The organism is Paractinoplanes polyasparticus, from assembly GCF_019710575.1.
GTDB classification, from domain to species: domain Bacteria; phylum Actinomycetota; class Actinomycetes; order Mycobacteriales; family Micromonosporaceae; genus Actinoplanes; species Actinoplanes polyasparticus.
Genome location: NZ_JAHWFK010000032.1, coordinates 100,547 through 124,380, shown reverse-complemented (window position 1 = coordinate 124,380; position 23,834 = coordinate 100,547). Strand labels below are relative to the sequence as shown.

Here is a 23,834-nt window from a genome sequence, read left to right as displayed (position 1 = left end):
ATGCCCGGCACGACGAACGAGGCGCCGGGCGGGAACCGCCCGGCGCTGTCCCGTGCTGTGGCCGTGGAGCCCGGCAAGTTCGCCGCCGCGTACTGGGGCAAGGCGCCGCTGCTGTCCCGCGCCGGCGAGCTGGCCGGGTCCGACGGCTTCGCCGACCTTCTCTCCCCGGACGCCGTCGACGAGCTGCTGAGCCGCCGCGGCCTGCGCACCCCGTTCCTGCGGGTCGCCCAGCAGGGCAAGGTGCTGCCGGCCGAGCGCTTCACCGGCGGTGGCGGGGCGGGCGCCGAGATCACCGACCAGGTTCTCGACGACCAGGTCATGCATCTGTACGCCCAGGGCGCGACCCTCGTGCTGCAGGGCCTGCACCGCCTCTGGCCGCCCCTGATCGACTACAGCCGCCGCCTAGGCGCCGAGCTGCGCCGCCCGTTGCAGGTCAACGCGTACCTGACCCCGCCCGGCAGCCAGGGCTTCAGCACCCACTACGACACCCACGACGTCTTCGTGCTGCAGGTCGACGGCACCAAGCGCTGGCGCCTGCACGCGCCCGTCCTTCCCGACCCGCTCGAGAAGCAGGCGTGGGGCGGCCGGGCCGACGAGGTGTCGGCGACCGCGCAGGGCGAGCCCGACCTGGACGTGGTGCTCGCCCCGGGCGACGCACTCTACCTGCCCCGCGGCTGGCTGCACTCGGCCGAGGCGCTGGGCGCCCGCTCGCTGCACCTGACGATCGGGGTGCGGGCCCTCACCCGCTACGCGCTGGTCGAGGAGCTGCTGACCTTGGCCGCGGACGACGCCCGGCTGCGGGCCACCCTGCCCTACGCGGTGGACGTGGCCGACCCCGACGCGATCGAGCCCGAGCTGACCGAGACCGTCGAGGCCCTGCGCGACTGGCTGACCACCGTGGAGCCGGCCGAGGTGGCCGCCCGCCTGCGTGCCCGCGACTGGCCGTCGGCCCGTCCCGAGCCGGTCAGCCCGCTGGCCCAGCTCGACTTCGCGGCCGGCCTCGACGCCGGCGACGAGATCCGCGTCCGCGAAGGCCTGCGCTGGAGTCTGGCTGACGACGGCCCCGAACACGTCGTGCTGCGCCTGGTCGGCCGCACGATACGTTTCCCGTCCTACTGTGCCCCGGCCCTGCGTGTCGCGCTGGCCGGCGAGCCGCTACCGGTCGGCGACCTGCCCCTCGACGACGACGCCGACCGCCTGGTGCTGGCCCGCCGTCTGCTCAACGAGGCCCTGGTCGTCCCGGCGCGCTAGACGGTGCGCAGGGCGGCGACCAGCACGCCGGCCGTGACCAGGCCGGTGATCAGCACGGTGGCGACCGTCGTGGCGTCCAGCCCGCTGCCACGGCGGTCGGCCACCCGCTTGGCGGCCACAACGGCCAGCACCGGGCAGGCCAGCAGGGCCAGCAGGGCCAGCACGGGCAGCGCGTCCTGCCAGGTGCCGTCCTTGGTGGTGTCGCCGGCCTGGCGCAGCACGTGGTTGAGGATCGCTCCGGCCACGCCGCCCAGGAAGCCGAAGACCGTGAACAACAGCTTCACGCCGCCGGTGATGGGCCGGGCCGGCGCGGTGTACTTCACCTTCGTGGCCACCTCGTCGAGGTAGTCCGCGGCGTCCCGGTCGCTGCGCTGGCGGGGGATCGAGGCGGGCGGCATCATCCGCCCGTAGCGCTCGGCGACCGGCCCGACCTTGTGCACGTACTCCGACCAGAGCCCGGCCGCGCGGGCGTCGACCTCTTCGACCGTGCGCTGGGCGGCCGCGACGGCTCGCTTCGCCTCCTGGACGGCCTGCCCCGCCTCCTCGACCGCCTGGTCGGCCGCGGCGAGCCGGCCGTCGTGCCAGCGGACGGCCTCGGCCCGCTGGGCGGCCGCCTCGTCGTCCAGAGTGGTCAGCCGCCGCAGCACGCTGCGGTAGTCGGCGGTGGCGAAGTCAGCCGGTTGCAGTCCACTCTCGTTCATCAGGTCACTCCGTACGGAATGATGACCGCGGCCCCGCGGTGCACCGAGCGGTCGAAGTGCAGGGCCCGCCACGGCCGTGGATACCAGGTCGGCGTGTTCGTGCCCGGATAGAACGGGGCCAGCTCGCTGCCGTGCACGTCCAGCGCCACCCACGAGCCGATCGGGTCGGTGCGCGACGCCGGGCCGCCCAGCGCCTCGCGCAGCAGGGCCGCGCCCCGCCACCAGCCCAGCACGTGGATACGCCGTTCCGGCCCCTGCCGCAGGATCGTCCGCAGCTGGTCGGCCGCGCTCTTGCCCCCGGGCAGCCCGTCGGCCGCATAGATCAGCAGGAAGTGCGGACGGTCGGCCGGCCACGACGCCTCCGACTCGGCCGCGGCGTCCTCGAGCACCCAGTCGGCGTTGTCGTGCTCGTACCAGCCGCAGTCGGGCAGCTGGGCGCAGAGCGCGGCCGCGGCGGGCCGGGCGTCGGGGTCGAGGCACAGGATCGAGTAGCGGGCGCCCTCGGGCGGGAACTGCGCGGCCAGCGACAGCGCGGCCGTGGCGAGCACCGCGCACGCCTCCTCGGTGCGGGTGCCCAGCACGGCCAGGTTGCGCCCGGGGGCGCGGCGCAACACCGTACGCGCCGAGCGGGCCTCCACATCGATCGTCTCGCCCAGCAGCACCACCGGGGCCGGCATCTGTTCCGCCGGCGCCAGCCGCCGGAAGTCGGGGCTGTCGGCCAGTCGCGGCACGACGTCACCGTCGAACAACCGCGGCGGCTGGTCGTCCGGCCGCCGCCGCCACAGCCGGTGCTGCAACGCGTTCCACCGCTCCCGGTCGCCGGCCGCCGGCACCCGGACGACCCGGTTGGCCTCGACCGCGCCCGAGTCGGCGTTGACCACCGCGTGATAGCGGGGCAGCGACTCCGCCGCCGTGTTCTGCTCGGCCAGCACCCGGCGGGCCCGGGGCAGCGCGATGCGCAGTGAGAACTGCGCGACCAGGGCCGGCCGCCCCCACAGGGCCTCGATGCCGGACACGTCCTGGCTGGCCAGGATCATGTGGATGCCCTGCGAGCGGCCCCGGCGGGCGAGGTCTTCGAGCAGGTCGACGGCTTCCTTCTCGACCGCGTCGCGGCCCGAGAGCAGCACCTGGAACTCGTCGATGACGGCGACGATCCGGGGCCACGAGCCCTCCGGGTCCTCGGCGCGCAGCTCGGCCAGGTTGGTCACCTCGTACCGTTTGGCCGCGTCGGCCCGGCGGCGCAGCTCTTCGCCCAGGAAGCGCAGCAGCGCCAGCCCGAACTCGCGGTCGGTGTTGACGTTGACGCCGACCAGCCGCACGTGCGGCAGCCAGGTCTGGTCGCGGCGGCCCGGCGCGAACCGGGCGAACGACACGCCCTCCTTGAAGTCGAGCAGGTAGAAGGCCAGTTCGGCGGGGGAGTAGCGGGCGGCCAGCGCGCCCATCCAGGCGTAGATGAGGTTGGTCTTGCCCGTGCCCGAGGGCCCGGCGATCAGGGCGTGCGGCGGATAGTCCGACAAGGTCACCGGCACGGGTACGCCCAGGGGGCTGTCGCCGAGCGGCGCGGTCAGCCCGGCGGCCGAGTTCTCCTGCCATTCCACCTGCGGCAACAGGCTGTCGAGGGCCACCGGCGCGGGGCCGGCGGCGACGGCCTCGGCGATCCGGCGACAGGTCGCGGCGACCACCGGCTGCGGCGGGCCCCCGTCCAGCCGTACGGGCAGAGCCCCGGCACTGCTCATGTGGGCCCGGTCGCCCGGGGCAGCCGTGATGAACTCGACGCCCTCGGTGGCCGGCACCGGCAACCCCTGGATCACCAGGTGGACGCCGCAGGCCGCGCCGGTGCGCAGCAGCCGCTGAAGTTGCGCCTGCTCGGCCCGGCTGAGGTCCCCGGCACCGAGCAGCACGGCGATGCGCCACGGCTCGGGACGCCGGTGGGTGGCGACGTTCAGCTCGCGCAGCGACGTGTACTCGCCCGCCAGCACCGTCTCGTTGATCCGGCGCACCTGGCCGGTGAGGTCGTCGAGCAGCGAGCCCAGCCCGCCCGGCCCGACGAAGGTGAGCACGTTGACCGGGGCCAGCGAGGCGAACCGGGCCAGCCCGCCGCCGAGGTGCTCGGGGTCGTACCCGATGATCTGCACCCCGCCCGGCGGCGCCGTGCCGAGCGCCCGCAGCAGCAGCCCGGCCACCACCTCGTCGCCGGCCGCACGGTCACCACGCACCACCACGTGACCGCGGTCGAGCAGCGGCACCAGGGCCGGCACGTCCTCGGGGTGCGGCAGCAGCAGCCGGCCGATCCGCAGCTCGGCCGCCCGGTCGAGCGGAGTGGGCTGCCAGTCGTCCCAGGGGTCGCCGGCCGCGCCCGGTGCCGCTCGGTCGGCCGCGGCCGCAGCGGCCTCGGCGTATGCCGCGAGGTCGGTCTTGTGTTGCTGGTCGATCTCGGCCAGGCGCGTGTCGCGGGCCGCGGCCACCTTGTGCCGGCGCGCCTCGGCCGCCTCGGTGACCCGGCGCAGGCGGTCGACGGCACGGGTGTAGCCGGCGCGTGCCGCGTCGAGGGCGGTGGATGCCGCACCGAGCGCGTGCGACAGCCCGGCTCGGATGTCCATCACCTGCTGCGAGGTCGAGTCAGGCATGGCGGGGCCCGTCGGCAGTCGTGATCAGGGACCTCATCGCTGGTCGGGAGCCTCGGTGGGGCGGCGCACCGGGTCGGGCGCGGACGCGTCGAGCGTGCCGGCGTCGCGTCCGAGGCGTGCCAGCAGCACGCCGGTGAGCACGCCGGCGGTGACCGCGCTGTCGGCCGGATGGGTCGCCGGGGTGTTCGGCGCGCCCTGGGTGGGGACCCGGCAGATGCGGGCGATCAACGTTTCCAGGACGGCCGGGGAGGTGCCCGGCAGCAGCGACTTGACCCGGCCCTCGGCCGCCGAGCGCAGGCGGGGAACATCCTCGGGCCGGGGCTCGTGGCCGAGCAGGTCGGCGGCGAGGCGGCTCAGCACCGGCGAGCTGACCGCCGAGAGAGCCAGGCCGGTCGAGGCGTTCACCCCGTGCAGTTCCCGCCCGAGACGGGCCCGGTCGCCGGCTCGTACGCCCGAGGCGACGCGCCGCAGCAACTCGGCGGTGTCCGGGCCCTTCTCGCCGTCGCGCTGCTCGGGCGCCGGTTCCCCGGTCAGCTGGGCGACGCGCTTCTGCCACCACGGACCCAGCTGCTCGGGCGGGGGAGGGGCCTCCGCCTCCTCCGGCTGGGCCCGGTCGGGCTGCTCGAGGCCGGCCTTCCAGTCCCGGTCGGGCGGTGCGGCGGCGTCCCCGGTCAGGCCGATGCTCGCCAGGTAGCGGGCGATCGAATCCTGCGCCAGGCGCAACGCGGCGGCGGCCCGCTCGGCGTGCTCGGTGGCGTTGCCCAGCTGCGGCACGCCGACCGGGTCGACCGAGGTCTCGCGCACCCACATCAGCAGCTCGGTGGCGCTGCGCAGCTTCTCGAGCGCGACGGTGAGCTGACCGGTGGGCAGTTCCTCCGAGGTCGCGCGGAGCTGGGCGCCGAGGTCCTGGATCAGTGACATCTCGTCAGAGCTGCGCCGTGTAGGTCTGCGCCTGATCGATCGCCTGCAGCGTCGCGCTCAGGCAGTCCTCGAGCGACTGGTCGGCCTGCGACAGCGAGGCGTGCGCGGTGCTCACCGCGTCGTTCCCGCTGCCGTCGAGCGCGGCGGCCAGGCTCTGCTGCGCCTCGCCCAGTTTCTCGCGGGCGGCCTGGATGGCCTGCTGGCCCTCGGAGACCTGCTGCAGCGCAGCGTCCACAGCCGCTTTGACCTCAGCGACACTCGCCACCGCCGTTGTGCCTCCTGCTAAGTGGAACCCGACTCTTCACGCCAGACTACTGCCAGCCCTTTTCCGGCTGTTCGGGCCGCCCCGGCTTCGACGGCTCGATCGTCCCTATTGGAAAGCGGTCATACCCGTACCGATCAGCGCCGGCCCGCAGGTCCGGGATCCGACCGCTGACTGAACAGGAATGAATCCTGAGAGTTACTGCCCACTGGTCCCGAGCGGAACCGTAAGCCCAGCTCAAGAGCGATCTTTTCACCCCTCCGAGCGCTGGTCGCCGGGCGCGGGCCGCGGGCGGGCACGCATGTGGACGGTGGCGGCCATGGCGGCGATGGCCGGCAGGGCGATCAGCGGGGCGAAGGCGAAGCCGGTGCGGACGCCCGCGTCGGTCAGGGGGCCGGCGGCGGCCGCGCCCAGGGCGCTGCCGACGCTGAACGCGGTCATGATCCAGGCGAAGGCCTCGACGGCCGTGCCGGGCGGGGCCAGGCGGTCGGCGTTGAGGAAGACCGCGGTGAGCAGCGGGGGCAGCATGACGCCGCTGAGGATCAGCAGGGCGGTCATGGCCCCGGTGCCGGGGACCAGCAGCAGCGGCAGGTAGCCGGCGGCGAACAGGGCGGCCAGCACCGGCAGCCGGCGCGGGGTGCCGGGGGTCGCCCGGGTGTAGAGCAGGCCGCCGGCCAGAGCGCCGGCGGCCTGGGCGGCCAGCAGCCAGCCGGTCAGCGAGCGGTCGCCGGCGGTCTCGGCGTAGCCGGTCAGCACCACCGGGATGCTGCCGACGGCGGCGCCCGCGAAGGCCACGCCGGCGACCATGACGGCCAGCCTGCGTTCGCGCAGCGGGCCCAGCCAGTGGCGGTGGGCGCGGGTTCCGCGCCACTGCCGTACGGCCGGGGCGCGCACGAAAGCGACCACGCCGGCCAGTTGGAAGAGGGCGGCGGCATAGAGGCCCGCGGACGGTCCGCCGACGGCCACGGCGGCCAGGGTGACCAGTGGCCCGGCCACGAAGATGACCTCTTGCAGGGCGATGTCCAGGGCGTACGCGGCGTGCACGGTGTTCGGTGGCACGAGAGCCGGCCAGAGGGCGCGCAGGCAGGCCTCGAGCGGCGGCGTGCCCAGCCCGGCCAGCGCTGCGCCCAGGCCGATCACCAGCGGGCGGCCGGGAGCGAGCGAGACGATCACGTAGCCGACGGCCGACACGACGGCCGAGCCGTAGAGAATCGGCGGCTGTCGCCGTCGGTCGACCGCGCGGGCCAGGACGGGCGCCCCGATCGCCATCCCGGCGGTGAAGACGGCGACTAGCGCCGCCGCCACGACGAGGCTGACCGACTCGCGGGCGAAGAGCAGCAGGGCCAGCGGCGAGGCGCCCAGCGGGAGGCGGCCGATCTGGCTGGCGGTGAGGACGAGAGGCACGTACGGCTGGCGCAGGACGGCGCGCGCACCGGCGCGCTCCACGGAGGGTGCGGACATGACGGTTCACTCCGGAGATCGAGAGGCCGACCGGCTGCGGCGGGTCGTCGCCGGCAGCCGGGAATGCCGCCCCGAAAGGGCGGTCGGGATGCCGCCCGGAAAGGCGGCGGGCGCAGCGGGCGTTCAGGCGGCGCGGGCGGAAGCCCACGGGGGCCAGAGCGGCGGAGGCGCCCAGAGCGGCAGATCGCGGAGTGAACGAGCGGGGGCGAAGTCGCGGCGCTCGTGATCGTCACCGTACAGCGGCAGCGCGGGGGTGATCCAGCTCCCAGCGGGAGCCCAGAAACGGGTCACCGAGCGTGCGATCACGCTCACATCCTAGCGGCGCGGGACGCTTGTGGGGCCCCTCACTTCGGCCCCGAATGCGGTGACCCGGTCGCGCAGCCCACGGTCGGCGGTGATCACCACGACCCGCCGGCCGGGCGCCGAGTCGCGCACCAGCTCGGCGATCGTGTCGTCGCCCGAGCCCTCGGACCGGACGACCGCGATGCCGTTGCCGGACTGCTCGATATTCCTGGCCTTACCCTCGACGACCAGCGCGATCTCGATCGGGGCGGCAAGATCGGGTAGACCGGTGGCGAGCACCGGCGCCAGGGCGTCGCGCAGGCGGACGGCCGCCCCGGCGCGGTCGCGCCACCACCCGTCGGGCACCGATCCGACGACGTTGGCCCCGTCGACGATCACCAGAGGTACGGTCATGAAGTTGAGCGTACTCGAGTCAACTTTTCGCGGAAATCGGGAATGGAGGGCCGGCACACAGCGCTGATACGGGGCGTGCGAGGTGGGTACGAGCTCGCCACGGACGAAGGCTACGTAAAGAAGAGAAGAGAAGACGTATGAGCATCGGACCGATCGGACCGACTGGTCCCGGCCAGTGGGACGACTTCTTCGCGCGCTTCTTCGGTGCGGCGGACCCGCGCCGTTCGGCGCGCATCGACATCACGAAGTACATGAGTGGCGACGCCCGTGAGGTTCTCTCCGGCGCCGCCCGCCGCGCGGCCGAGCTGGCCGACCCCGACCGGCCGATCGCCGATCTGGACACCGACCACCTGCTGTGGTCCGTGCTCCAGCTGGAGCCGATGAAGCAGACTGTGCGCCGCGCCGGCGCCGATCCCGAGTCGCTGCTCGCCGCCCTCGGCCGCCCGGCCGGGGTTCGCGAGGAGCTGCCGGCCCAGGTCGCGCTGACCCCCGCCGCGAAGCGCGCGCTGCTCGACAGCCTGCAGCTCTCGCGGGCGCTGGGCTCGTCGTACGTCGGTCCCGAGCACATCCTGATGGCGCTCGGCCTCAACCCCGACTCCGCGGCCGGACGCCTGCTCGCCGGCAAGCTCGACCCGCAGGCGCTGCAGCAGCAGGGCTCGCAGGAGCCGGGTCCCGGCCGGGGCGGCCCGGGTGGCCGTGGCGGCAACACCGGAAGCGGCAACACCCCCACCCTCGAGCAGTACGGTGTGGACCTCACCGAGCTCGCCCGCCGCGGCGAGATCGACCCGGTGATCGGCCGCGCCGACGAGATCGAGCAGGCCGTCGAGATCCTGTCCCGGCGCACCAAGAACAACCCGGTGCTGATCGGTGAGGCCGGCGTCGGCAAGACCGCGATCGTCGAGGGCCTGGCCCAGCGCATCGTGGACGGTGACGTGCCGCTGACCCTGGAGGGCAAGCGGGTCATCCAGCTCGACCTGGCCGGCCTGGTCGCGGGCACCCGCTACCGCGGCGACTTCGAGGAGCGCCTGCGCAAGGTCATCGACGAGATCCAGAACGAGGGCGACGGCCTGATCGTCTTCCTCGACGAGATCCACACCCTGGTCGGCGCCGGTGGTGGCGGGGGCGACGGCGGCGGCATGGACGCGAGCAACATGCTCAAGCCGGCGCTGGCCCGCGGTCAGCTGCGGGTGGTCGGCGCGACCACGCTCGACGAGTACCGCAAGTACATCGAGAAGGACGCCGCTCTGGCCCGGCGCTTCCAGCCGGTGCTGGTGGGCGAGCCCTCGGTCGAGGACACGGTGGCGATCCTGCGCGGCCTGCGCGACAACTACGAGGCGCACCACCAGGTGCGGATCACCGACGAGGCGCTCGACGCCGCGGCGGAGCTGTCCGACCGCTACATCACCGACCGGTTCCTGCCCGACAAGGCGATCGACCTGATCGACCAGGCCGGGGCGCGGGTGCGGCTGCGGGTCAAGACGCCCGACGCCGGCGTGCGCGAGCGTGAGCGCCGGCTGGACGAGCTCTCCCGCGACCGTGACCAGGCGGTGGCGGCCGAGAACTACGAGAAGGCCTCGGCCCTGCGCGACGAGATCAACCAGCTCAAGGCCGAGATCGAGCAGGGCGGTGCCGACGACGGCGGCGTGCCCAACGTGACCGAGGCGGACATTGCCGAGGTCGTGTCGCGGGCCACCGGCATCCCGGTCGCGCAGCTCACCGAGGAGGAGCGCGAGCGTCTGCTGCGCCTGGAGACGCACCTGCACGAGCGGGTCGTCGGCCAGGACGACGCGGTCGAGGCTGTGGCCGAGGCGGTGCGCCGCTCGCGTGCCGGCCTGGGCGACCCGGACCGTCCCGTGGGCAGCTTCCTGTTCCTGGGCCCGACCGGTGTCGGCAAGACCGAGCTGGCCCGTTCGCTGGCCGGGGCGCTGTTCGGCGACTCGGACCGGATGATCCGGCTCGACATGAGCGAGTTCCAGGAGCGGCACACCGTGTCGCGGCTGGTCGGGGCGCCTCCCGGCTACGTGGGCTACGACGAGGCGGGACAGCTGACCGAGGCGGTTCGCCGCCGCCCGTACAGCGTGGTGCTGCTCGACGAGATCGAGAAGGCCCACCCGGACGTGTTCAACATCCTGCTGCAGGTGCTGGACGACGGCCGGCTGACCGACAGCCAGGGCCACACGGTGAGCTTCAAGAACACCGTGCTGATCATGACCAGCAACATCGGCTCCGACCTGATCAACGGCACCCGCCGCAGCGTCGGCTTCGGTGCAGCCGGTGGCCCCTCGCCCGACGAGGAGCTGCGTGAGCGGCTGGACCGGCGGCTCAAGGAGCAGCTGCGGCCCGAGTTCATCAACCGGATCGACGAGATCATCGTTTTCCGGCAGCTCGAGCAGGAGCAGGTCCGTCAGATCACCGAGCTGATGCTCGACGAGACGCGGCGCCGGCTGCACAACCAGGACGTCACCCTGGAGATCACCACGGCGGCGGTCGACTGGCTGGCCGAGAAGGGCTTCCAGCCCGAGTTCGGCGCCCGTCCGCTGCGCCGGGTCATCCAGCGCGAGCTGGACAACCGGCTGTCGACCATGCTGCTCGGCGCCGACCTGGCGCCCGGCCGGACGGTCAAGGTGGACGCGGTCGACGGCAAGCTGACCTTCCAGGTCGCCTCGCCCGTCAACGCCTGACGATCCACCGAGGAAAGGGCCCGGCATCGCGCCGGGCCCTTTTCTACTTCTCCTGCGCTGCCGTCAGGCTGCGGACCACGCCCAGGTGCGGGTGGTCGGTCATCCAGTCGACGAAGTCGGGGTTGCGCGCCACGACCTCCTGGTAGGCCTCCTGCGCCATCTCCATGAGCTTGCCGGCGCCGAGGGAGGCGGGCGAGTCGGGATGCCAGCCCAGCACCAGCCGCCAGCGCAGCGGTGCGCCCCGCAACGGCCGGGACGTCAGTCCCCGCGGCGGCCGGAACGTGCCCTGGCAGAGCGCGAGCGCCATCCCCGACTCGACCATGTCTATGCAGCCGCGCACGTCGCTCTCGAGCATGCGCCGCGGCGTGAACCCGGCCCGCGCGCAGGCCGCGGCGAAACAGTCGCCGAAGCACCCGTCGCCCGTCGAGGCCACCCACGACTCCGAGGCCAGCTCGGCCAGATCGACGTCGGCCTCCTTCGCGCCCGGGTGGTCGTCGGGCATCAGCACGCAGATGCCGTCGACCGCGATGGTCTGCCAGACCAGGCCGTAGTCGGCGGACGGGATGGCGTCGCCGCACACGCCCACCTGGGCGTAGTCGAGCTTGCCGGCCAGCACCATGTTGGCCAGGTCGTCGACGTAGTACGACGCGTGGGTGGTGATCTGGGCATCGGGCTGGGCCAGCGACAGCCGGGACACCATGCCACCGATGATCGGGCCGCCCAGCGCGCCGATCCGGTAACGGCTCATGGTGTCGGCCCCGGTCGCGCCGGCCATCCGGGCCGCCTCGTCCTGCAGGCCCTTCATCGCCGGCAGCAGCACCCGGGCCCGGGCGAGCACGAGCTCGCCCAGCGCCGTGGGCCGGGCGCCGCGACGGTCCCGCTCGAACAGCGGGCCGCCCAGGGTGCGTTCGATGCGCTGCAGCTGCGCGGTCAGGGCCGGCTGGGCCAGCCCGAGCTGCGATGCCGCCTTGGTGACGCTGCCGGTCTCCGCGATGGCGCAGACCACCTTGAGATGCCGGAGCTCCAGGTTCATAACGTGACGTTAGGACCAAGAAGACATCGAAGGCTAGCCCTATGGCGCGGTGAAACATCCCGCACTTGTGACAAATGGGTTAACCAATCCGGTGTAATGCCTACAAATCCTTGGCGTACGTTGTCCGGCGGGTGACGGCATCGCGCAGTTTGTCCACAACGGCCACGGCCGGATCCACCACTTTGTTCCATGGTGGCGTCGACGGTGTGCCGGGGTGGGGGCGGGTCGGCGCCGCCTCCTCGGCCGTCTCGAACCGGTTGCCGACCCGGATCAGGTCCTCGATCGGCACCATCTGCACGAGCACGGGCAGGAGCTCCTCCGCGTCCGCGTCCACGTGACGGCGTACAGCCGCAGCGACCTCCCGCACACGCTCGGCCGACAGGTTCTTCTGCAGTTGTTGCAGGGTGATCAACAGCTCGCGGTCCTCGGCCAGCTCGCGCTCGGTCAGCTCCTCGCCGCCGGGCACGGTCCGCCGCACGGCGGGGTAGAGATACTGCTCCTCGGCGCTCAGGTGGCGGGACAGCTCGGCGATCAGCACGTCGGCCAGTCTCTTGTCGGCCGGCGCGGCCAGCAGGCGGTCGCACAGCTCGAGCAGCTCGCGGTGCTCCTCGGTGATCACGTCGACCACGTTGCGGCCGGTGGTCTCGCCGCCCATCGGCGGCAGCGGGGGAAGATTCAAGGAAGACACGGCGGCCGCATTACCCGGGGTGGCGCTCCGGATAAACCCCGCCTCTTCGGCCAGCCTTTGATCTGACTGAAGACCTGACACATCCTCCTGGTAAGAAGGGCGGATGGAGACCACCGCCGCCGACGAGGTCGTTGGCATCTGCCGCGACCTGCTGCGCATCGACACCACCAACACCGGCGACCCGCGCACCACTGTCGGTGAGCGCGTCGCGGCCGAGTACGTCGCCGGCAAGCTCGGCGAGGCCGGCATCGACGTCGAGCTGCACGAGTCGGCGCCCAAGCGGGCCAACCTGATCGCCCGCATCCCCGGGGCCGACCGCAGCCGCGGCGCGCTGCTGGTGCACGGCCACCTCGACGTGGTTCCGGCCGACGCCGGCGAATGGTCGGTCGACCCTTTCTCGGGGGAGGAGAAGGACGGCTACCTCTGGGGTCGTGGCGCGATCGACATGAAGGACTTCGACGCGATGATGCTCGCGGTGGTCCGCGACTGGGCCCGGACGGGCTACGTGCCCCCGCGCGACATCGTGCTCTGCTACACCGCCGACGAGGAAGCCGGCATGCAGTACGGCTCGCAGTGGCTGGTCGACAACCACCGCGAGAAGTTCGAGGGATGCACCGAGGCCGTCGGCGAGGTCGGCGGCTACTCCTACACGGTGAACGACGACCTGCGCCTCTATCTGGTCCAGACCGCCGAGAAGGGCCTCGACTGGCTGCGCCTGCACGCCACCGGCCGCCCCGGGCACGGCTCGTTCATCCACGACGACAACGCGGTCACCAACCTGGCCGACGCGGTCGCCCGGGTCGGCCACCACCGCTTCCCGACCGTGGTGACGCCGACCGTGCGAACCTTCCTCGAGCAGGTCGGGGACGCGCTGCAGATCGACATCGACCCGGCCGAGCCCGAGCTGGCGATCGCCAAGCTGGGCCCGATCGCCAACCTGATCGGCGCCACCATCCGCAACACGGCCAACCCGACCCGCCTCGAGGCCGGCTACAAGGACAACGTGATCCCCGGCCGCGCCTCGGCCACCATCGACTGCCGCACGCTGCCCGGCGAGGCCGATCAGTTCCTGGCCACCCTGCGCGAGCTGATCGGGCCCGACATCGAGATCGAGCACGTCCACCAGCAGCCCGCCGTCGAGACGTCGTTCGACGGCGCGCTGGTCGACGCGATGGGGGCCGCGCTGCGCGCCGAGGATCCGGGAGCGCGTACCGTGCCCTACCTGATGTCCGGCGGCACCGACGCCAAGGCGTTCGCGACCCTCGGCATCCGGTGCTTCGGGTTCGCCCCGCTGCGGCTTCCCGCTGACCTGAACTTCGCCTCGTTGTTCCACGGCATCGACGAGCGGGTCCCGGTCGAGGGGCTAAAGTTCGGCGTGCGCGTGCTCGACCGTCTGCTCCGGAACAGCTGACCTGTTGGAAGGATCCATACCGATGACCGACCAGAACCAGGAGCTCGACGCCGCCCTCGAACGGGTGATCGAGGCCTCCCGGGCGCACCTCGCGGCGGTCAAGGCGGCCGAGGGCCGTGTTGACGACGACGGTGTGTGGCAGGCGTACGTCGACCTGAACAACGCCTCCTTCGCGTACGACGAGAAGCTGCTCGACGCGTTCGGCGAGGTGACGCCGTGGGACGTGGAGTCGATCGACCCCAACGAGGCCGACCAGCGCTTCGGCCTGGGCGTCGAGGGCCTCGACGGCGCCGGTTCGGGTGACCCCTACCCGCAGGTGCTCTCGGTGCGCCAGCGCCGCGACTACCGGGTGCCCAGCGTGTCCGCCCTGCTGCGCCGGGCCGAGGACGCCCGCCGTTCCTCCGTGCCCGAGGACGAGGACGCCGGCCCGGTCGAGAGCGTGGGCGAGGCCGTGCTCGAACTGCTGCAGGCCGGTGACGGATCGCTCTCGTCGCTCGACGTGCCCGAGCTGGAGCCGCTGGACGGCCTGCTCACCGTCAGCGAGATCGCCGAGCCGCTCGACCTCGAGGAGTTCGAGGACTCCGACGGCGACGGCCCGTTCGCGCCCAAGCAGGGCGACCTGCTGGTCGGTCGTCTCGACGAGCACCCGTTCCTGCCCGACGAGGACGACCACGACCACGCCGGGCACCACCACTGAGTGGCGCCCTGAGGTGTGCGAAGGGCCCGTCCGCACGGACGGGCCCTTCTCAGTAGCTCAACCCGGGCTGCGGGCTGGGCTGCACACGACGGCGGAGCATCACCTTGCGGCTGCCGTCCCGGAAGAGCTGGACGCGGGCCAGCTCCCACCCCGAGAACTCCGCCTGAATGGCGAGCTGCGCCGCGGCGGTCAACCGATCGACGTTCGAGGGCAACCGCAGCGGCGCGTATTCGTAGTCCATGGGGTCTAATATGCTCCCGTTTCCGCCCTGGGCACCAGTCCCGCGCCGCGGTCTCCCCGACCGCAGTTAGCGCAGGCCGGACGCCGCCGGAGGTGGTACGCGAGGGCGGCCGCGCCGAGCGCCAGGCTCCAGAACGGCCAGGCCAGCACGGGCGCCACCATCAGCCCGTCCTCGGTCACCTTGCCCCAGAAACCGGGCTCGGCGTAGAGGGCCACCGAGGCCGACATCACAAAGATCGACACCAGCGTGGCGGGCACGGTCGCGAGCTTGATCGGGACCCGCTTCCCGGCCAGGCCGGGCATCCAGCGCGGGAACACCTCGCCCCACCGCTGCACCAGCCCGAGCGTGAGGACGGCGCCGGCCACGGCGAACGCCCCGAGCCCGGCGCCCGCCCAGACCATGCCGGTCTCCTGCATCTCGCGCAGGAACGCGGACGGGATGCCCAGCGGGATACCGGCCGCCCAGGCCAGGCGCACTGCCGCGTACGCGACCGGGATGACCACCGCCACGCCCACCGCCCAACGCCCCCACCGCGCGGCCGACTCCCGAGTCCACCGCTGGGAACGGCCGTCGCGTCCGCAGTCCTCGCAGGCCCCGGTCGTGCCGAAGTGCCAGCGTACGGCGGCCCGGGCCAGCAGCAGCCCGCCGGCCACGGCGAAGGCCTGGTTGGCCAGGGTCCACGTGAAGACCGTGGCGTAGTCGACCGGGGGCCAGCCGAACGGGAAGCCGATGATCAGCATGGGCAGGTAGCCGGCCACGGTCAGCAGCCGGGTGTCGGGCAGCACCACGAGCAGGGCGGCGGCCACCACCCCGACGTACGTGAGCAGGACGATCCGCAGCGGCCGGGGTGCCGACCGGCGGCCGCTCATGACCAGCAGGGCCACCGCCGTCAGCAGCAGGATCCCGGCGAACAGGGGAGCGCCGAGCTCCGGGTCGAGCGCCCGCAGCGGGCTGGTCTGCATGTTGGGCCGGCCCGGACCGTACGGGAAACCGCTGCCGGTCACGGTCCAGACCAGCGCGACCGTGCCGTAGAGGGCGGCCCAGCCGGCCGCCAGTTTCTGTGCCGTGTTCGTCATGCTTCGACGATCTCGATGTTTCCGGCGGGCCGGATCCCGGCCGCGGGGGAGCCTGCTCCCTCCCTAGGGGGAGATGAACCCCGAGCGGTACGCGATGACGACCGCCTGCGTCCGGTCGCGCACCCCCAGCTTGCCGAGCACGCTGCCGACATGCGTCTTGATCGTCTCGACGCCGAGCACCAGCCGGCCCGCGATCTCGGCGTTGGACAGGCCCTCGGCCATCAGCACCAGCACCTCGGCCTCGCGGTCGGTGAGCCGCGGGCCGGGCAGGCGGCCACCGGACGGGCGGTGGTGAGCGGCCGCCAGCCGGCGTACGGCGGCGGGGAACAACAGCGAGTCGCCCCGGGCGACCAGGCGCACGGCCTCGGCGATCCGTTCCGGGCGGGCCCGCTTGAGCAGGAAGCCGCTGGCCCCGGCGGCCAGGGCCTCGTACACGTACTCGTCGTTCTCGAAGGTGGTCAGCACGAGCACCCGGGGCGGGTCGTCGAGCCGGTCGAGCAGCAGGCGGGTCGCCTGGAGCCCGTCGATGCGGGGCATGCGCACGTCCATCAGGACGACGTCGGGCCGCAGTTCGATCACCCGGGGCACCACCTCGTCGCCGTCCGCGGCCTCGCCCACGACCGTGACGTCGGCCTCGGCGCTCAGGACCGCGCGCAGCCCGGCCCGGATCAGGTCGTCGTCGTCCACGATCAGCACCCGGGTCATGGGTCACCTCCGCTCGGCAGCCGGGCCACGACCCGCCACACACCGTCGTCCGCTCCGGCCTGCAGACTTCCGCCGAGCAGCCGTACGCGTTCCCGCATGCCGACCAGACCCCGGCCACCTTTATCGGTGTGCGGGGGACCGATCCTGTTGGAGACTTCGATGACCAACTCGTCGGGGGCGGTGATCCGGAGCCGGGCCCGGCCCTCGCCGTGCTTGGCCGCGTTGGTCAGACTCTCCTGCACGATCCGGTACGCCTCCCGCGAGATCGGCTCGGGCACGTCGACCTCGTCGACGACGCTGTCGACCTCGGCGGTGAGCAGCCGGTCGAGATCCCGCAGGGTCGGCGCCTCGGCGTCGCGCAGCAGACCCAGCACGGCGTCGAGCTCTTCCAGGGCCGTACGGCCGAGTTCTTCGATGTTCGCCAGGGCCTGCAGCGCGAAGGCGGGGTCGCTGTCGAAGACCGTACGGGCCGCGCCGGACTGGATCGTGACCGCGGTCAACGCGTGGCCCACCGAGTCGTGCAGCTCGCGGGCGAGGCGGTTGCGCTCGGCGAGCCTGCGCTCCTGCGCCTCCAGATGGGCGACGCGCTCGGCCGGCGACGGCCCGAGCAGCACCGGGGCCATGGTGGCGGCCAGCGAGCCCAGCCCGGCCGTCGCGTAGAGGGTGGCGACCAGCAGCGCGAGGCCGACGGCGACGCCCGGCACCGGGCCGAGCAGCCTCTCCTGCCCCACGATCGACAGCACGGCGAGGGGCAGCGCGATCAGCACCGCCGCGCCGATCACAGCGCCGGTCAGCAGGTGCAGCCCGAACCAGAGGGCTGCCCGCAGGCGGCTCTCGCGAGCCAGCGGCCGGGCGCGGTCGTGGCCGGGCAGGTCGACACCGAGCAGCGCCCGGGCGGCGGCGATCTCGAGCTCCCGGGTGCCGCCCAGGAACGGCGGGACGGCCCCGACGGCCGCGGCGACCAGGCCGGTGGCGATCAGGCCCGGAAGGTCCTCGCCGTCCCCGGCGAACATGCCGACGATCAAGGCCGCGATCAGGGCGTACGGCGTGAGGACGACCGCACCGAGGAGCAGGAAGACGGCCCGCCGATAGGTGGTGGCGCTGATCAGCGGTCGCAGCATTCAGCCTTCGCCGTCCGGATAGCCGACACCCTCGCGCTCGGGGTAGCCGACGTCGATCGCCGAGACGTCGTCGAGCGCGTTGGCGATCTCGGCCGGCAGGGTCAGATCCTCGCTCTGCAGGGCGCCCTGCAGCTGCCCGGCCGTGCGGGCGCCCAGGATCGGCGCGGCCACCCCGGGCCGGTCGCGGATCCAGGCCAGCGCGACCTCGACCGGGGACACGCCCAGCCCTGCGGCGGCCGTGACGACCGCCTGGACGATGCTGGAGCTGCGCGGCTCGAGGTAGGTCTGCACGAACGGGGCCAGATGCTCGGTGGCGGCGCGCGAGTCGAGCGGGCGGCCGTTGCGGTACTTGCCGGTCAGCACGCCCCGGCCCAGCGGCGACCAGGCCAGCACGCCGAAGCCGAGCGCGGCCGAGGCGGGCAGCAGCTCGCGCTCGATGCCCCGCTCGAGCAGCGAGTACTCCATCTGCGCGGCCACGATGGGCGCCCGGCCGGGGTACGCCGACTGCCAGGTCGAGGCCCGGGCGGCCTGCCACGCCGCGAAGTTGGAGACACCCACATAGCGCACCCGGCCGCTGTTCACCGCGTGGTCGAGGGCGCCGAGGGTCTCGTCGAGCGGGGTCATCGGGTCGTTGCCGTGCACCTGCCACAGGTCGACGTAGTCGGTGCCGAGCCGGCGCAGCGACGCGTCGAGCGAGCGCAGCAGGTTGCCGCGCGAGCCGTCCCGGCGGCGGAAACCGTGCGGGGTGAGACCGGCCTTGGTGGCGATCACCACTTCGTCGCGGGGCACCAGATGGTCGAGCAGCGAGCCGATGACGTCTTCCGCGTCGCCGTCGCCGTACACGTCGGCCGTGTCGAGCAGCGTGCCGCCGGCCTCCAGGAACAGCTTGAGCTGCGCCGCCGCGTCGTCGGGGTCGGTGTCCCGGCCCCAGGTCATGGTGCCGAGAGCGAGCCGGGAAACCGCCAGCCCGCTTCGGCCGAGCGGTCGTTGCAGCATGAGTGAACCTTATTCAGCAAGCGCACATAGCGAAATGCCCGCGTCCGCGTCAACCCCGTCGGTAACCGGACCGAAATCGCTCAGGGCGCGGTCAGTAGTCTTCAGGTGACGTTGTTCATGGGCGGAGGGGGACATCGTGCGGCTCGGGCTGAATCTCGGTTATCAGGCGGCGTGGACCACGCCCGCCGACCATCTGGCGATGGCGCAGGAGGCGGACCGGCTCGGCTATGCCGTGGTGTGGTCGGCCGAGGCGTACGGGTCGGACTCGGTGAGCATGCTGGCCTGGATCGCCGGCCAGACCCAGCAGATCGACCTGGGCGCGGCGGTGATGCAGATTCCCGCGCGTACGCCGGCGATGACCGCGATGACGGCGGCCACCATCGACACGTTGTCGGGCGGCCGGTTCCGCCTCGGCCTGGGCGTCTCCGGCCCGCAGGTCTCCGAGGGCTGGCACGGCGTGCGCTTCGCCAAGCCGCTGTCGCGCACCCGCGAGTACGTCGAGATCGTGAAGATGGCGATCGCCCGGCAGCCGGTGTCGTACCAGGGTGAGCACCACACGCTCCCGCTTCCCGACGGCCCCGGCAAGGCGCTGCGGCTGGGCTTCCACCCGCCGCGCGACGCCGTGCCGATCTACCTGGCCGCCGTCGGCCCCAAGAACCTCGAGCTGGCCGGCGAGATCGCCGACGGCTGGCTGGCCATCTTCTTCGCGCCCGACGCGGCCGGCGAATACCTGCAGCACATCGAGCGCGGCCGGGCCAAGCACGGCCTCGGGTTGACCGGTTTCGACGTGGCGCCCAGCGTGCCCGTGGTCCTCGGCGACAACGTGGCCTGGTGCGCCGACGTCATCCGGCCCTACGCGGCGCTCTACGTGGGCGGCATGGGCAGCCGGGAGCAGAACTTCTACAACCAGCTGGCCGTACGCATGGGTTACGCCGACGAGGCGGCCCGGGTGCAGGATCTCTACCTCAGCGGCAAGAAGGCCGAGGCGGCCGAGGCCGTGCCGCAGGACTTCATCGAGCGCACCTCGATCCTGGGCAACAAGATCCAGGTCAAGGAACGGATCAAGCAGTACGCCGCGGCCGGTGTCGGCACCCTTTCGATCAGCCCGTACGTCGGCGATCTGAAGAGCGGCATCGACACCCTGCGGATCGTCGCCGAGGCGTACGAAGAGTCCGGCGTGGCCGAGTAGTGGCCACCGTCCTGCTGTTGCGCCACGGGCGTACGACGGCCAACGCCACCGGCGAGCTGGCCGGCCGCCGTCCGGTGGAACTCGACGACACCGGCCGCGCCCAGGCCGGGCGGGCCGGCGAGCGACTTCGTGCGCTGCCGCTGGCCCGGGTCGTGACCAGCCCGCTCGTCCGCTGCCGCACCACCGTCGAGCTGGCCCTGCCCGGCAGCACGCCGGTGGTCGACGAGGGTCTGACCGAGTGCGGCTACGGCGACTGGGAGGGCCGCCCGCTCAAGGAGTTGTCCAAGGAGCCGCTCTGGCCGGTCGTCCAGCAGCACCCCAGCGCGGCCGTCTTCCCCAACGGCGAGGCGATGGCCGCGATGTCGGCCCGCGCGATCGCCGCGATCCGGCGCTGGGACGCGTCCGTCTCGGCGGAGTTCGGGCCCGACGCCCTGTGGCTCGCGTGCAGCCACGGTGATGTGATCAAGGCCATCGTGGCCGACGCGATGGGCCTGCACCTCGACCAGTTCCAGCGGATCGTGGCCGATCCGGCCTCGATCAGCGTCATCCGCTACACGCCGACCCGGCCCTTTGTCGTACGGCTGAACGACACCGCCGACCTGCAGTCGCTCATCCCGCCGCCGTCGGCCGACGCCGAGCGCTCCGACGCCGCGGTCGGCGGCGGAGCGGGCGGCGGGGTCTGACTGCACTGTGTGACCGGCGTGTTACCGCAGGCTGGTGTGCGTTGCGCCCTCGGCGAACCCGGCCGTCCGGGACGCGCGAGCCCTACCCTTCGCGGATAGGGTTGTTCGCATGACCCACCAGGTGCACTCGTTCGAGCCGCCGGAGCGGTTCGTCGCCGGGACGGTGGGCGAGCCCGGCGACCGGACCTTCTTCCTCCAGGCCCGCGGTGGCGGCCGGGTGGTCAGCGTCGCGCTCGAAAAGGTCCAGGTGTCGCTGCTCGCCGAGAAGCTCGAGGAACTGCTCGTCGAGGCCAACAAACGCTTCGGTGTCTCGCTGCCCGAGGCGCCCGTGCTGACCGTGCACGACAACGAGCCGCTCGACACCCCGGTCGACGAGGAGTTCCGCGTCGGCACGCTGGGCCTGGCCTTCGACGTCGACACGAGCACCGTCGTCATCGAGGCCATCGAGGCCGGCGAGACCGAGGTCGAGATCGAGCTGGGCGCCGAGGACGACGACGACGTCCCCGTGACCGACGACGACGAGGACGACGCCGACGACGAGCCCGACGACGACCTCGACCGGCTCCGGGTGCGGCTGACCCCCGAGGCGACGCGCGCGTTCATCGATCGTGCCCGCCGGGTGGTGGCGGCCGGTCGCCCGCCGTGCCCGCTCTGCGGCCAGCCGCTCGACCCGGCCGGCCACCTCTGCCCCCGGCACAACGGCTACCACCGGTGACCACCGAGCCCGCCGCGGCGCTGGCCGAGGCTGATGCCCTCGAACTGCTCAGCCGCGGCCGGCTCGAGATCGAGGGCCGGCTGGTCGACGCCTCGAACACCACGTTGCGGGCCGAGATCACCCTCGACGGGCTGACCCGCCGCTGCGTCTACAAGCCGGTGCAGGGCGAGCGCCCGCTGTGGGACTTCCCCGACGGCACCCTGGCCGGGCGTGAGGTGTCGGCCTATCTGGTGTCCCGGGCGACGGGGTGGGATGTCGTCCCGCCCACGATCCTGCGGGACGGCCCGCTCGGCGTCGGCGCGCTGCAGCTGTGGATCGACGAGCCCGCGACGGCCGAGTCGCTGATCGGCTTCGTGCCGGCCTACGACGTGCCCGAGGGATGGCTGGCGGTGGCCAACGCGCGCGACGAGGACGGGGACGCGTACGCCCTGGCCCACGCCGACGACCAGCGCCTGGCCCGCCTGGCCGTGTTCGACGCGGTGATCAACAACGCCGACCGCAAGGGCGGTCACGTGCTCTACCCGGCCACCGGCTCGGTGCACGGCGTCGACCACGGCGTGAGCTTCCACGTCGAGAACAAGCTGCGTACGGTCCTCTGGGGCTGGACCGGCAAGCCGCTGATCCCCGAGGCCGCCGAGGTGCTGCCGGCACTGCTCGCGCAGCTCGACGGCGAGCTCGGGGAGGCGCTGGAGGAGCACCTGACGATCACCGAGGTGCAACAGGTGCGGCTGCGGGCCAAGCGCCTGCTGCGCCGCAGCCGGTTCCCCGATCCGCCGCAGGACTGGCCCGCGATCCCCTGGCCACCTGTGTAGTTTTGTTCACGCCGCCGGGCTTGCGTGACCACTGCTGGATAATGTTCTGAGCATGGATTCATGGACCGGGCACGACGTGCCGACCCTGCCGGGAACGGCACCGTTGCCGCGCCTCTACGACTCGGCCCGCCGCGAGGTCGCTGTTTCTGATCCCGGCTCCAGGGCGACGATGTACGTCTGCGGCATCACGCCCTACGACGCCACCCATCTGGGCCACGCCGCCACGATGATCACCTTCGACCTGGTGAACCGGGCCTGGCGCGACGCCGGTCTCGACGTCGACTACGTGCAGAACGTGACCGACATCGACGATCCGCTGCTCGAGCGCGCGTCCCGCGACGGGGAGGACTGGATCGTGCTCGGCATGCGCGAGACGGCCCTGTTCCGCGAGGACATGGAGGCCCTGCGGATCATCCCGCCGGCCCACTACGTCGGCGCGGTCGAGTCGATCCCGGCCATCGTCTCGCACGTGGCCGATCTGATCGAGGCCGGCGCTGCGTACACGCTCGACGACGGCACCGGCGACGTCTACTACTCGGTCGCCGCGGCGCCCCGGTTCGGCTACGAGTCCAACCTCGCGCGCGACGAGATGATCGCGTTGTCGCGCGAGCGTGGCGGTGACCCCGACCGCGAGGGCAAGCGCGACCCGCTCGATCCGCTGCTGTGGCGCGGCGCCCGCGACGGCGAACCGGCCTGGGACGGCGGCGACCTCGGTCCCGGCCGCCCCGGGTGGCACATCGAGTGCACGACGATCGCCCTCGACCGGCTGGGCGAGACGATCGACGTGCAGGGCGGCGGCAACGACCTGCTCTACCCCCACCACGAGTGCTCTGCCGCGCACGCCGAGACGCTGACCGGCCGGGCGCCGTTCGCGCGGCACTACGTGCACGCCGGCATGATCGGCCTCGACGGCGAGAAGATGTCGAAGTCCAAGGGCAACCTGGTTTTCGTGTCCCGCCTGCGGGGCGACGGGGTCGACCCGATGGCCGTGCGCCTGGGGTTGCTGTCGAGCCACTACCGCGGCGACCGCGAGTGGACCGACGAGGTGCTCAAGACGGGCGAGGAGAGGCTGGCCCGCTGGCGGTCGGCGGCGGCTGCGCCGGCCGGCCCGTCGGGGGAGGGGCTGGTGGCCGCGGTGCGCGAGGCCCTGAGCAGCGATCTCGACTCGCCCGCGGCGCTCGCCGTGGTCGACGCCTGGGCCGAGGCGGCGCTGGCCGGCGCGGGTGAGGACGACCAGGCGCCCGAGTTGATGGCGCGGACGGTCGACGCCCTGCTCGGCGTCCGTCTCTGATCGGTGCTGCGGCCGGGCGCTCTCTTCGGGGAGTGCCCGGCTTCCTGCTGTTCGGGCGCGGCTCGCCCCGCGAGGACTTTAGACGCTTGATCAGGGTTACTGGGCGGTTCGGGAACATTCCATGCGGTTGGCTGGACTCAACCGAAATAAGCCACAATTCGGTCACGATTCCGCCAGACTTTCCCTGGTCCTGAAATCGTCCGAAAGGAAATACCATGCGTCGTCCGGTCCTCTACATCGCCGGCCTCATGCTCGCCACCGGCGCCAGCTTCGCCTTCGCGGGCACCGCCAGCGCCGCCGTCTCGCACGACGGCCAGGCGTCGGCTGTCGCCCACCACCCGTTCGGCGGCGACTACGACTACGACCTCGACTACCGTTCGTACCGGAGCTCGAGCTACGACCTCGACTACCGCTACTCGGACAACAACGACGAGTACAACCAGTTCGCCCTGCTGAACGTGCTCAGCCCCAACGGCCAGGGCAACTCCGGCCTGAACCTGGGCCTCCTCGGCCGCTAAGCACCACCGAAGACCCGAGGCGCCCTTCGCACAGGGCACCTCGGGTCTTCTGTATTTC

The 23,834-nt window shown here is 72.7% G+C and carries 24 protein-coding genes; 10 read left to right on the top strand and 14 right to left on the bottom strand.

Annotation, left to right across the window (positions count from 1 at the left end; all coding sequences use genetic code 11):
• On the top strand, nt 1–1,251 hold the full coding sequence (locus KXC43_RS29390; protein ID WP_221379417.1) for a cupin domain-containing protein: 1,251 nt from the start codon (nt 1–3) through the stop codon (nt 1,249–1,251).
• Here KXC43_RS29390 and KXC43_RS29385 read toward each other — a convergent pair.
• The 7 genes from KXC43_RS29385 to KXC43_RS29355 all read right to left on the bottom strand — a co-directional run bounded on the left by KXC43_RS29385 (nt 1,248) and on the right by KXC43_RS29355 (nt 7,919).
• Complete coding sequence (locus tag KXC43_RS29385; RefSeq protein ID WP_221379416.1) at nt 1,248–1,952, bottom strand: hypothetical protein; 705 nt, start codon at nt 1,950–1,952, stop codon at nt 1,248–1,250. The two genes, KXC43_RS29390 and KXC43_RS29385, sit on opposite strands and share 4 nt — an antisense overlap.
• Nucleotides 1,952–4,579: an FtsK/SpoIIIE domain-containing protein gene (locus KXC43_RS29380; protein WP_221379415.1), complete on the bottom strand. Its 2,628-nt coding sequence runs from the start codon at nt 4,577–4,579 to the stop codon at nt 1,952–1,954. Before KXC43_RS29380 ends, KXC43_RS29385 begins: the two co-directional genes overlap by 1 nt.
• Before the next feature lie 33 nt (nt 4,580–4,612).
• Complete coding sequence (locus KXC43_RS29375) at nt 4,613–5,500, bottom strand: hypothetical protein (protein ID WP_221379414.1); 888 nt, start codon at nt 5,498–5,500, stop codon at nt 4,613–4,615.
• 4 nt (nt 5,501–5,504) lie between these two features.
• Nucleotides 5,505–5,765 carry a hypothetical protein gene (locus KXC43_RS29370; RefSeq protein WP_221379413.1) on the bottom strand — a complete coding sequence of 87 codons (261 nt, stop codon included), beginning with the start codon at nt 5,763–5,765 and terminating at the stop codon, nt 5,505–5,507.
• Between the two features lie 249 nt (nt 5,766–6,014).
• Nucleotides 6,015–7,223: an MFS transporter gene (locus KXC43_RS29365; RefSeq protein ID WP_221379412.1), complete on the bottom strand. Its 1,209-nt coding sequence runs from the start codon at nt 7,221–7,223 to the stop codon at nt 6,015–6,017.
• 123 nt (nt 7,224–7,346) lie between these two features.
• Nucleotides 7,347–7,529, bottom strand: coding sequence for a hypothetical protein (locus KXC43_RS29360; protein WP_221379411.1), 183 nt, complete (start codon nt 7,527–7,529; stop codon nt 7,347–7,349).
• Nucleotides 7,530–7,538: 9 nt separating this feature from the next.
• Nucleotides 7,539–7,919, bottom strand: coding sequence for an NYN domain-containing protein (locus KXC43_RS29355; protein WP_221379410.1), 381 nt, complete (start codon nt 7,917–7,919; stop codon nt 7,539–7,541).
• Nucleotides 7,920–8,056: 137 nt separating this feature from the next.
• Here KXC43_RS29355 and KXC43_RS29350 point away from each other — a divergent pair, with 137 nt between their 5' ends.
• On the top strand, nt 8,057–10,600 hold the full coding sequence (locus KXC43_RS29350) for an ATP-dependent Clp protease ATP-binding subunit (RefSeq protein WP_221379409.1): 2,544 nt from the start codon (nt 8,057–8,059) through the stop codon (nt 10,598–10,600).
• 43 nt (nt 10,601–10,643) lie between these two features.
• On the opposite strand, the gene KXC43_RS29345 is transcribed toward KXC43_RS29350, so the two are convergent.
• Together KXC43_RS29345 and KXC43_RS29340 are read right to left on the bottom strand one after the other, a co-directional pair.
• The gene (locus KXC43_RS29345; RefSeq protein ID WP_221379408.1) at nt 10,644–11,633 is read right to left on the bottom strand and encodes a LysR family transcriptional regulator; all 990 of its coding nucleotides are present in this window, start codon (nt 11,631–11,633) and stop codon (nt 10,644–10,646) included.
• 100 nt (nt 11,634–11,733) lie between these two features.
• A complete protein-coding gene (locus tag KXC43_RS29340) occupies nt 11,734–12,312 on the bottom strand; it encodes a hemerythrin domain-containing protein (RefSeq protein WP_255645048.1) in 579 nt (192 codons plus the stop codon).
• 112 nt (nt 12,313–12,424) lie between these two features.
• Between KXC43_RS29340 and KXC43_RS29335 the strand changes: the two genes are divergently transcribed.
• Entirely contained in the window at nt 12,425–13,732 is a 1,308-nt protein-coding gene (locus tag KXC43_RS29335; protein WP_221379407.1) for a M20/M25/M40 family metallo-hydrolase, read from the top strand.
• A 22-nt stretch (nt 13,733–13,754) separates the two neighbouring features.
• Nucleotides 13,755–14,429, top strand: coding sequence for a hypothetical protein (locus KXC43_RS29330; protein WP_221379406.1), 675 nt, complete (start codon nt 13,755–13,757; stop codon nt 14,427–14,429).
• 49 nt (nt 14,430–14,478) lie between these two features.
• Here the strand turns inward: KXC43_RS29330 and KXC43_RS29325 are convergent, their stop codons facing one another.
• From KXC43_RS29325 to KXC43_RS29305, 5 genes are all read right to left on the bottom strand, one after another.
• Nucleotides 14,479–14,670 (bottom strand): DUF5703 family protein, encoded by a 192-nt coding sequence (locus KXC43_RS29325; RefSeq protein ID WP_221379405.1) that lies wholly within the window; start codon nt 14,668–14,670, stop codon nt 14,479–14,481.
• A gap of 5 nt (nt 14,671–14,675) precedes the next feature.
• Nucleotides 14,676–15,746 carry a hypothetical protein gene (locus KXC43_RS29320; RefSeq protein WP_221379404.1) on the bottom strand — a complete coding sequence of 357 codons (1,071 nt, stop codon included), beginning with the start codon at nt 15,744–15,746 and terminating at the stop codon, nt 14,676–14,678.
• Nucleotides 15,747–15,809: 63 nt separating this feature from the next.
• Entirely contained in the window at nt 15,810–16,451 is a 642-nt protein-coding gene (locus tag KXC43_RS29315) for a response regulator transcription factor (protein WP_221379403.1), read from the bottom strand.
• Entirely contained in the window at nt 16,448–17,572 is a 1,125-nt protein-coding gene (locus tag KXC43_RS29310; protein ID WP_221379402.1) for a sensor histidine kinase, read from the bottom strand. Before KXC43_RS29310 ends, KXC43_RS29315 begins: the two co-directional genes overlap by 4 nt.
• Complete coding sequence (locus tag KXC43_RS29305; RefSeq protein ID WP_221379401.1) at nt 17,573–18,568, bottom strand: aldo/keto reductase; 996 nt, start codon at nt 18,566–18,568, stop codon at nt 17,573–17,575. It lies immediately after the preceding gene.
• Nucleotides 18,569–18,704: 136 nt separating this feature from the next.
• On the opposite strand from KXC43_RS29305, the gene KXC43_RS29300 reads away from it, so the two are divergent.
• The 6 genes from KXC43_RS29300 to KXC43_RS29275 all read left to right on the top strand — a co-directional run bounded on the left by KXC43_RS29300 (nt 18,705) and on the right by KXC43_RS29275 (nt 23,776).
• Nucleotides 18,705–19,757: an LLM class F420-dependent oxidoreductase gene (locus tag KXC43_RS29300; RefSeq protein ID WP_221379400.1), complete on the top strand. Its 1,053-nt coding sequence runs from the start codon at nt 18,705–18,707 to the stop codon at nt 19,755–19,757.
• On the top strand, nt 19,757–20,440 hold the full coding sequence (locus KXC43_RS29295; RefSeq protein ID WP_221379399.1) for an MSMEG_4193 family putative phosphomutase: 684 nt from the start codon (nt 19,757–19,759) through the stop codon (nt 20,438–20,440). Before KXC43_RS29300 ends, KXC43_RS29295 begins: the two co-directional genes overlap by 1 nt.
• Nucleotides 20,441–20,549: 109 nt before the next feature.
• Nucleotides 20,550–21,155, top strand: coding sequence for a DUF3090 domain-containing protein (locus tag KXC43_RS29290; protein ID WP_221379398.1), 606 nt, complete (start codon nt 20,550–20,552; stop codon nt 21,153–21,155).
• On the top strand, nt 21,152–21,967 hold the full coding sequence (locus KXC43_RS29285) for an SCO1664 family protein (RefSeq protein ID WP_221379397.1): 816 nt from the start codon (nt 21,152–21,154) through the stop codon (nt 21,965–21,967). The genes KXC43_RS29290 and KXC43_RS29285 overlap by 4 nt, the downstream gene beginning before the upstream one ends.
• 52 nt (nt 21,968–22,019) lie before the next feature.
• Nucleotides 22,020–23,258, top strand: a complete 1,239-nt coding sequence (gene mshC / locus KXC43_RS29280) for a cysteine--1-D-myo-inosityl 2-amino-2-deoxy-alpha-D-glucopyranoside ligase (protein WP_221379396.1) — start codon at nt 22,020–22,022, stop codon at nt 23,256–23,258.
• A gap of 215 nt (nt 23,259–23,473) precedes the next feature.
• Complete coding sequence (locus KXC43_RS29275; RefSeq protein WP_221379395.1) at nt 23,474–23,776, top strand: hypothetical protein; 303 nt, start codon at nt 23,474–23,476, stop codon at nt 23,774–23,776.
• Nucleotides 23,777–23,834: the final 58 nt, after the last annotated feature.

Coding starts and splice junctions, on each gene's coding strand:
- KXC43_RS29345 (WP_221379408.1), bottom strand. CDS start 11,633: ATGAACCTGGAGCTCCGGCATCTCAAGGTGGTCTGCGCCATCGCGGAG.
- KXC43_RS29350 (WP_221379409.1), top strand. CDS start 8,057: ATGAGCATCGGACCGATCGGACCGACTGGTCCCGGCCAGTGGGACGAC.
- KXC43_RS29310 (WP_221379402.1), bottom strand. CDS start 17,572: ATGCTGCGACCGCTGATCAGCGCCACCACCTATCGGCGGGCCGTCTTC.
- KXC43_RS29385 (WP_221379416.1), bottom strand. CDS start 1,952: ATGAACGAGAGTGGACTGCAACCGGCTGACTTCGCCACCGCCGACTAC.
- KXC43_RS29365 (WP_221379412.1), bottom strand. CDS start 7,223: ATGTCCGCACCCTCCGTGGAGCGCGCCGGTGCGCGCGCCGTCCTGCGC.
- KXC43_RS29390 (WP_221379417.1), top strand. CDS start 1: ATGCCCGGCACGACGAACGAGGCGCCGGGCGGGAACCGCCCGGCGCTG.
- KXC43_RS29315 (WP_221379403.1), bottom strand. CDS start 16,451: ATGACCCGGGTGCTGATCGTGGACGACGACGACCTGATCCGGGCCGGG.
- KXC43_RS29330 (WP_221379406.1), top strand. CDS start 13,755: ATGACCGACCAGAACCAGGAGCTCGACGCCGCCCTCGAACGGGTGATC.
- KXC43_RS29290 (WP_221379398.1), top strand. CDS start 20,550: ATGACCCACCAGGTGCACTCGTTCGAGCCGCCGGAGCGGTTCGTCGCC.
- KXC43_RS29335 (WP_221379407.1), top strand. CDS start 12,425: ATGGAGACCACCGCCGCCGACGAGGTCGTTGGCATCTGCCGCGACCTG.
- KXC43_RS29275 (WP_221379395.1), top strand. CDS start 23,474: ATGCGTCGTCCGGTCCTCTACATCGCCGGCCTCATGCTCGCCACCGGC.
- KXC43_RS29325 (WP_221379405.1), bottom strand. CDS start 14,670: ATGGACTACGAATACGCGCCGCTGCGGTTGCCCTCGAACGTCGATCGG.
- KXC43_RS29355 (WP_221379410.1), bottom strand. CDS start 7,919: ATGACCGTACCTCTGGTGATCGTCGACGGGGCCAACGTCGTCGGATCG.
- KXC43_RS29305 (WP_221379401.1), bottom strand. CDS start 18,568: ATGCTGCAACGACCGCTCGGCCGAAGCGGGCTGGCGGTTTCCCGGCTC.
- KXC43_RS29380 (WP_221379415.1), bottom strand. CDS start 4,579: ATGCCTGACTCGACCTCGCAGCAGGTGATGGACATCCGAGCCGGGCTG.
- KXC43_RS29375 (WP_221379414.1), bottom strand. CDS start 5,500: ATGTCACTGATCCAGGACCTCGGCGCCCAGCTCCGCGCGACCTCGGAG.
- KXC43_RS29320 (WP_221379404.1), bottom strand. CDS start 15,746: ATGACGAACACGGCACAGAAACTGGCGGCCGGCTGGGCCGCCCTCTAC.
- mshC (WP_221379396.1), top strand. CDS start 22,020: ATGGATTCATGGACCGGGCACGACGTGCCGACCCTGCCGGGAACGGCA.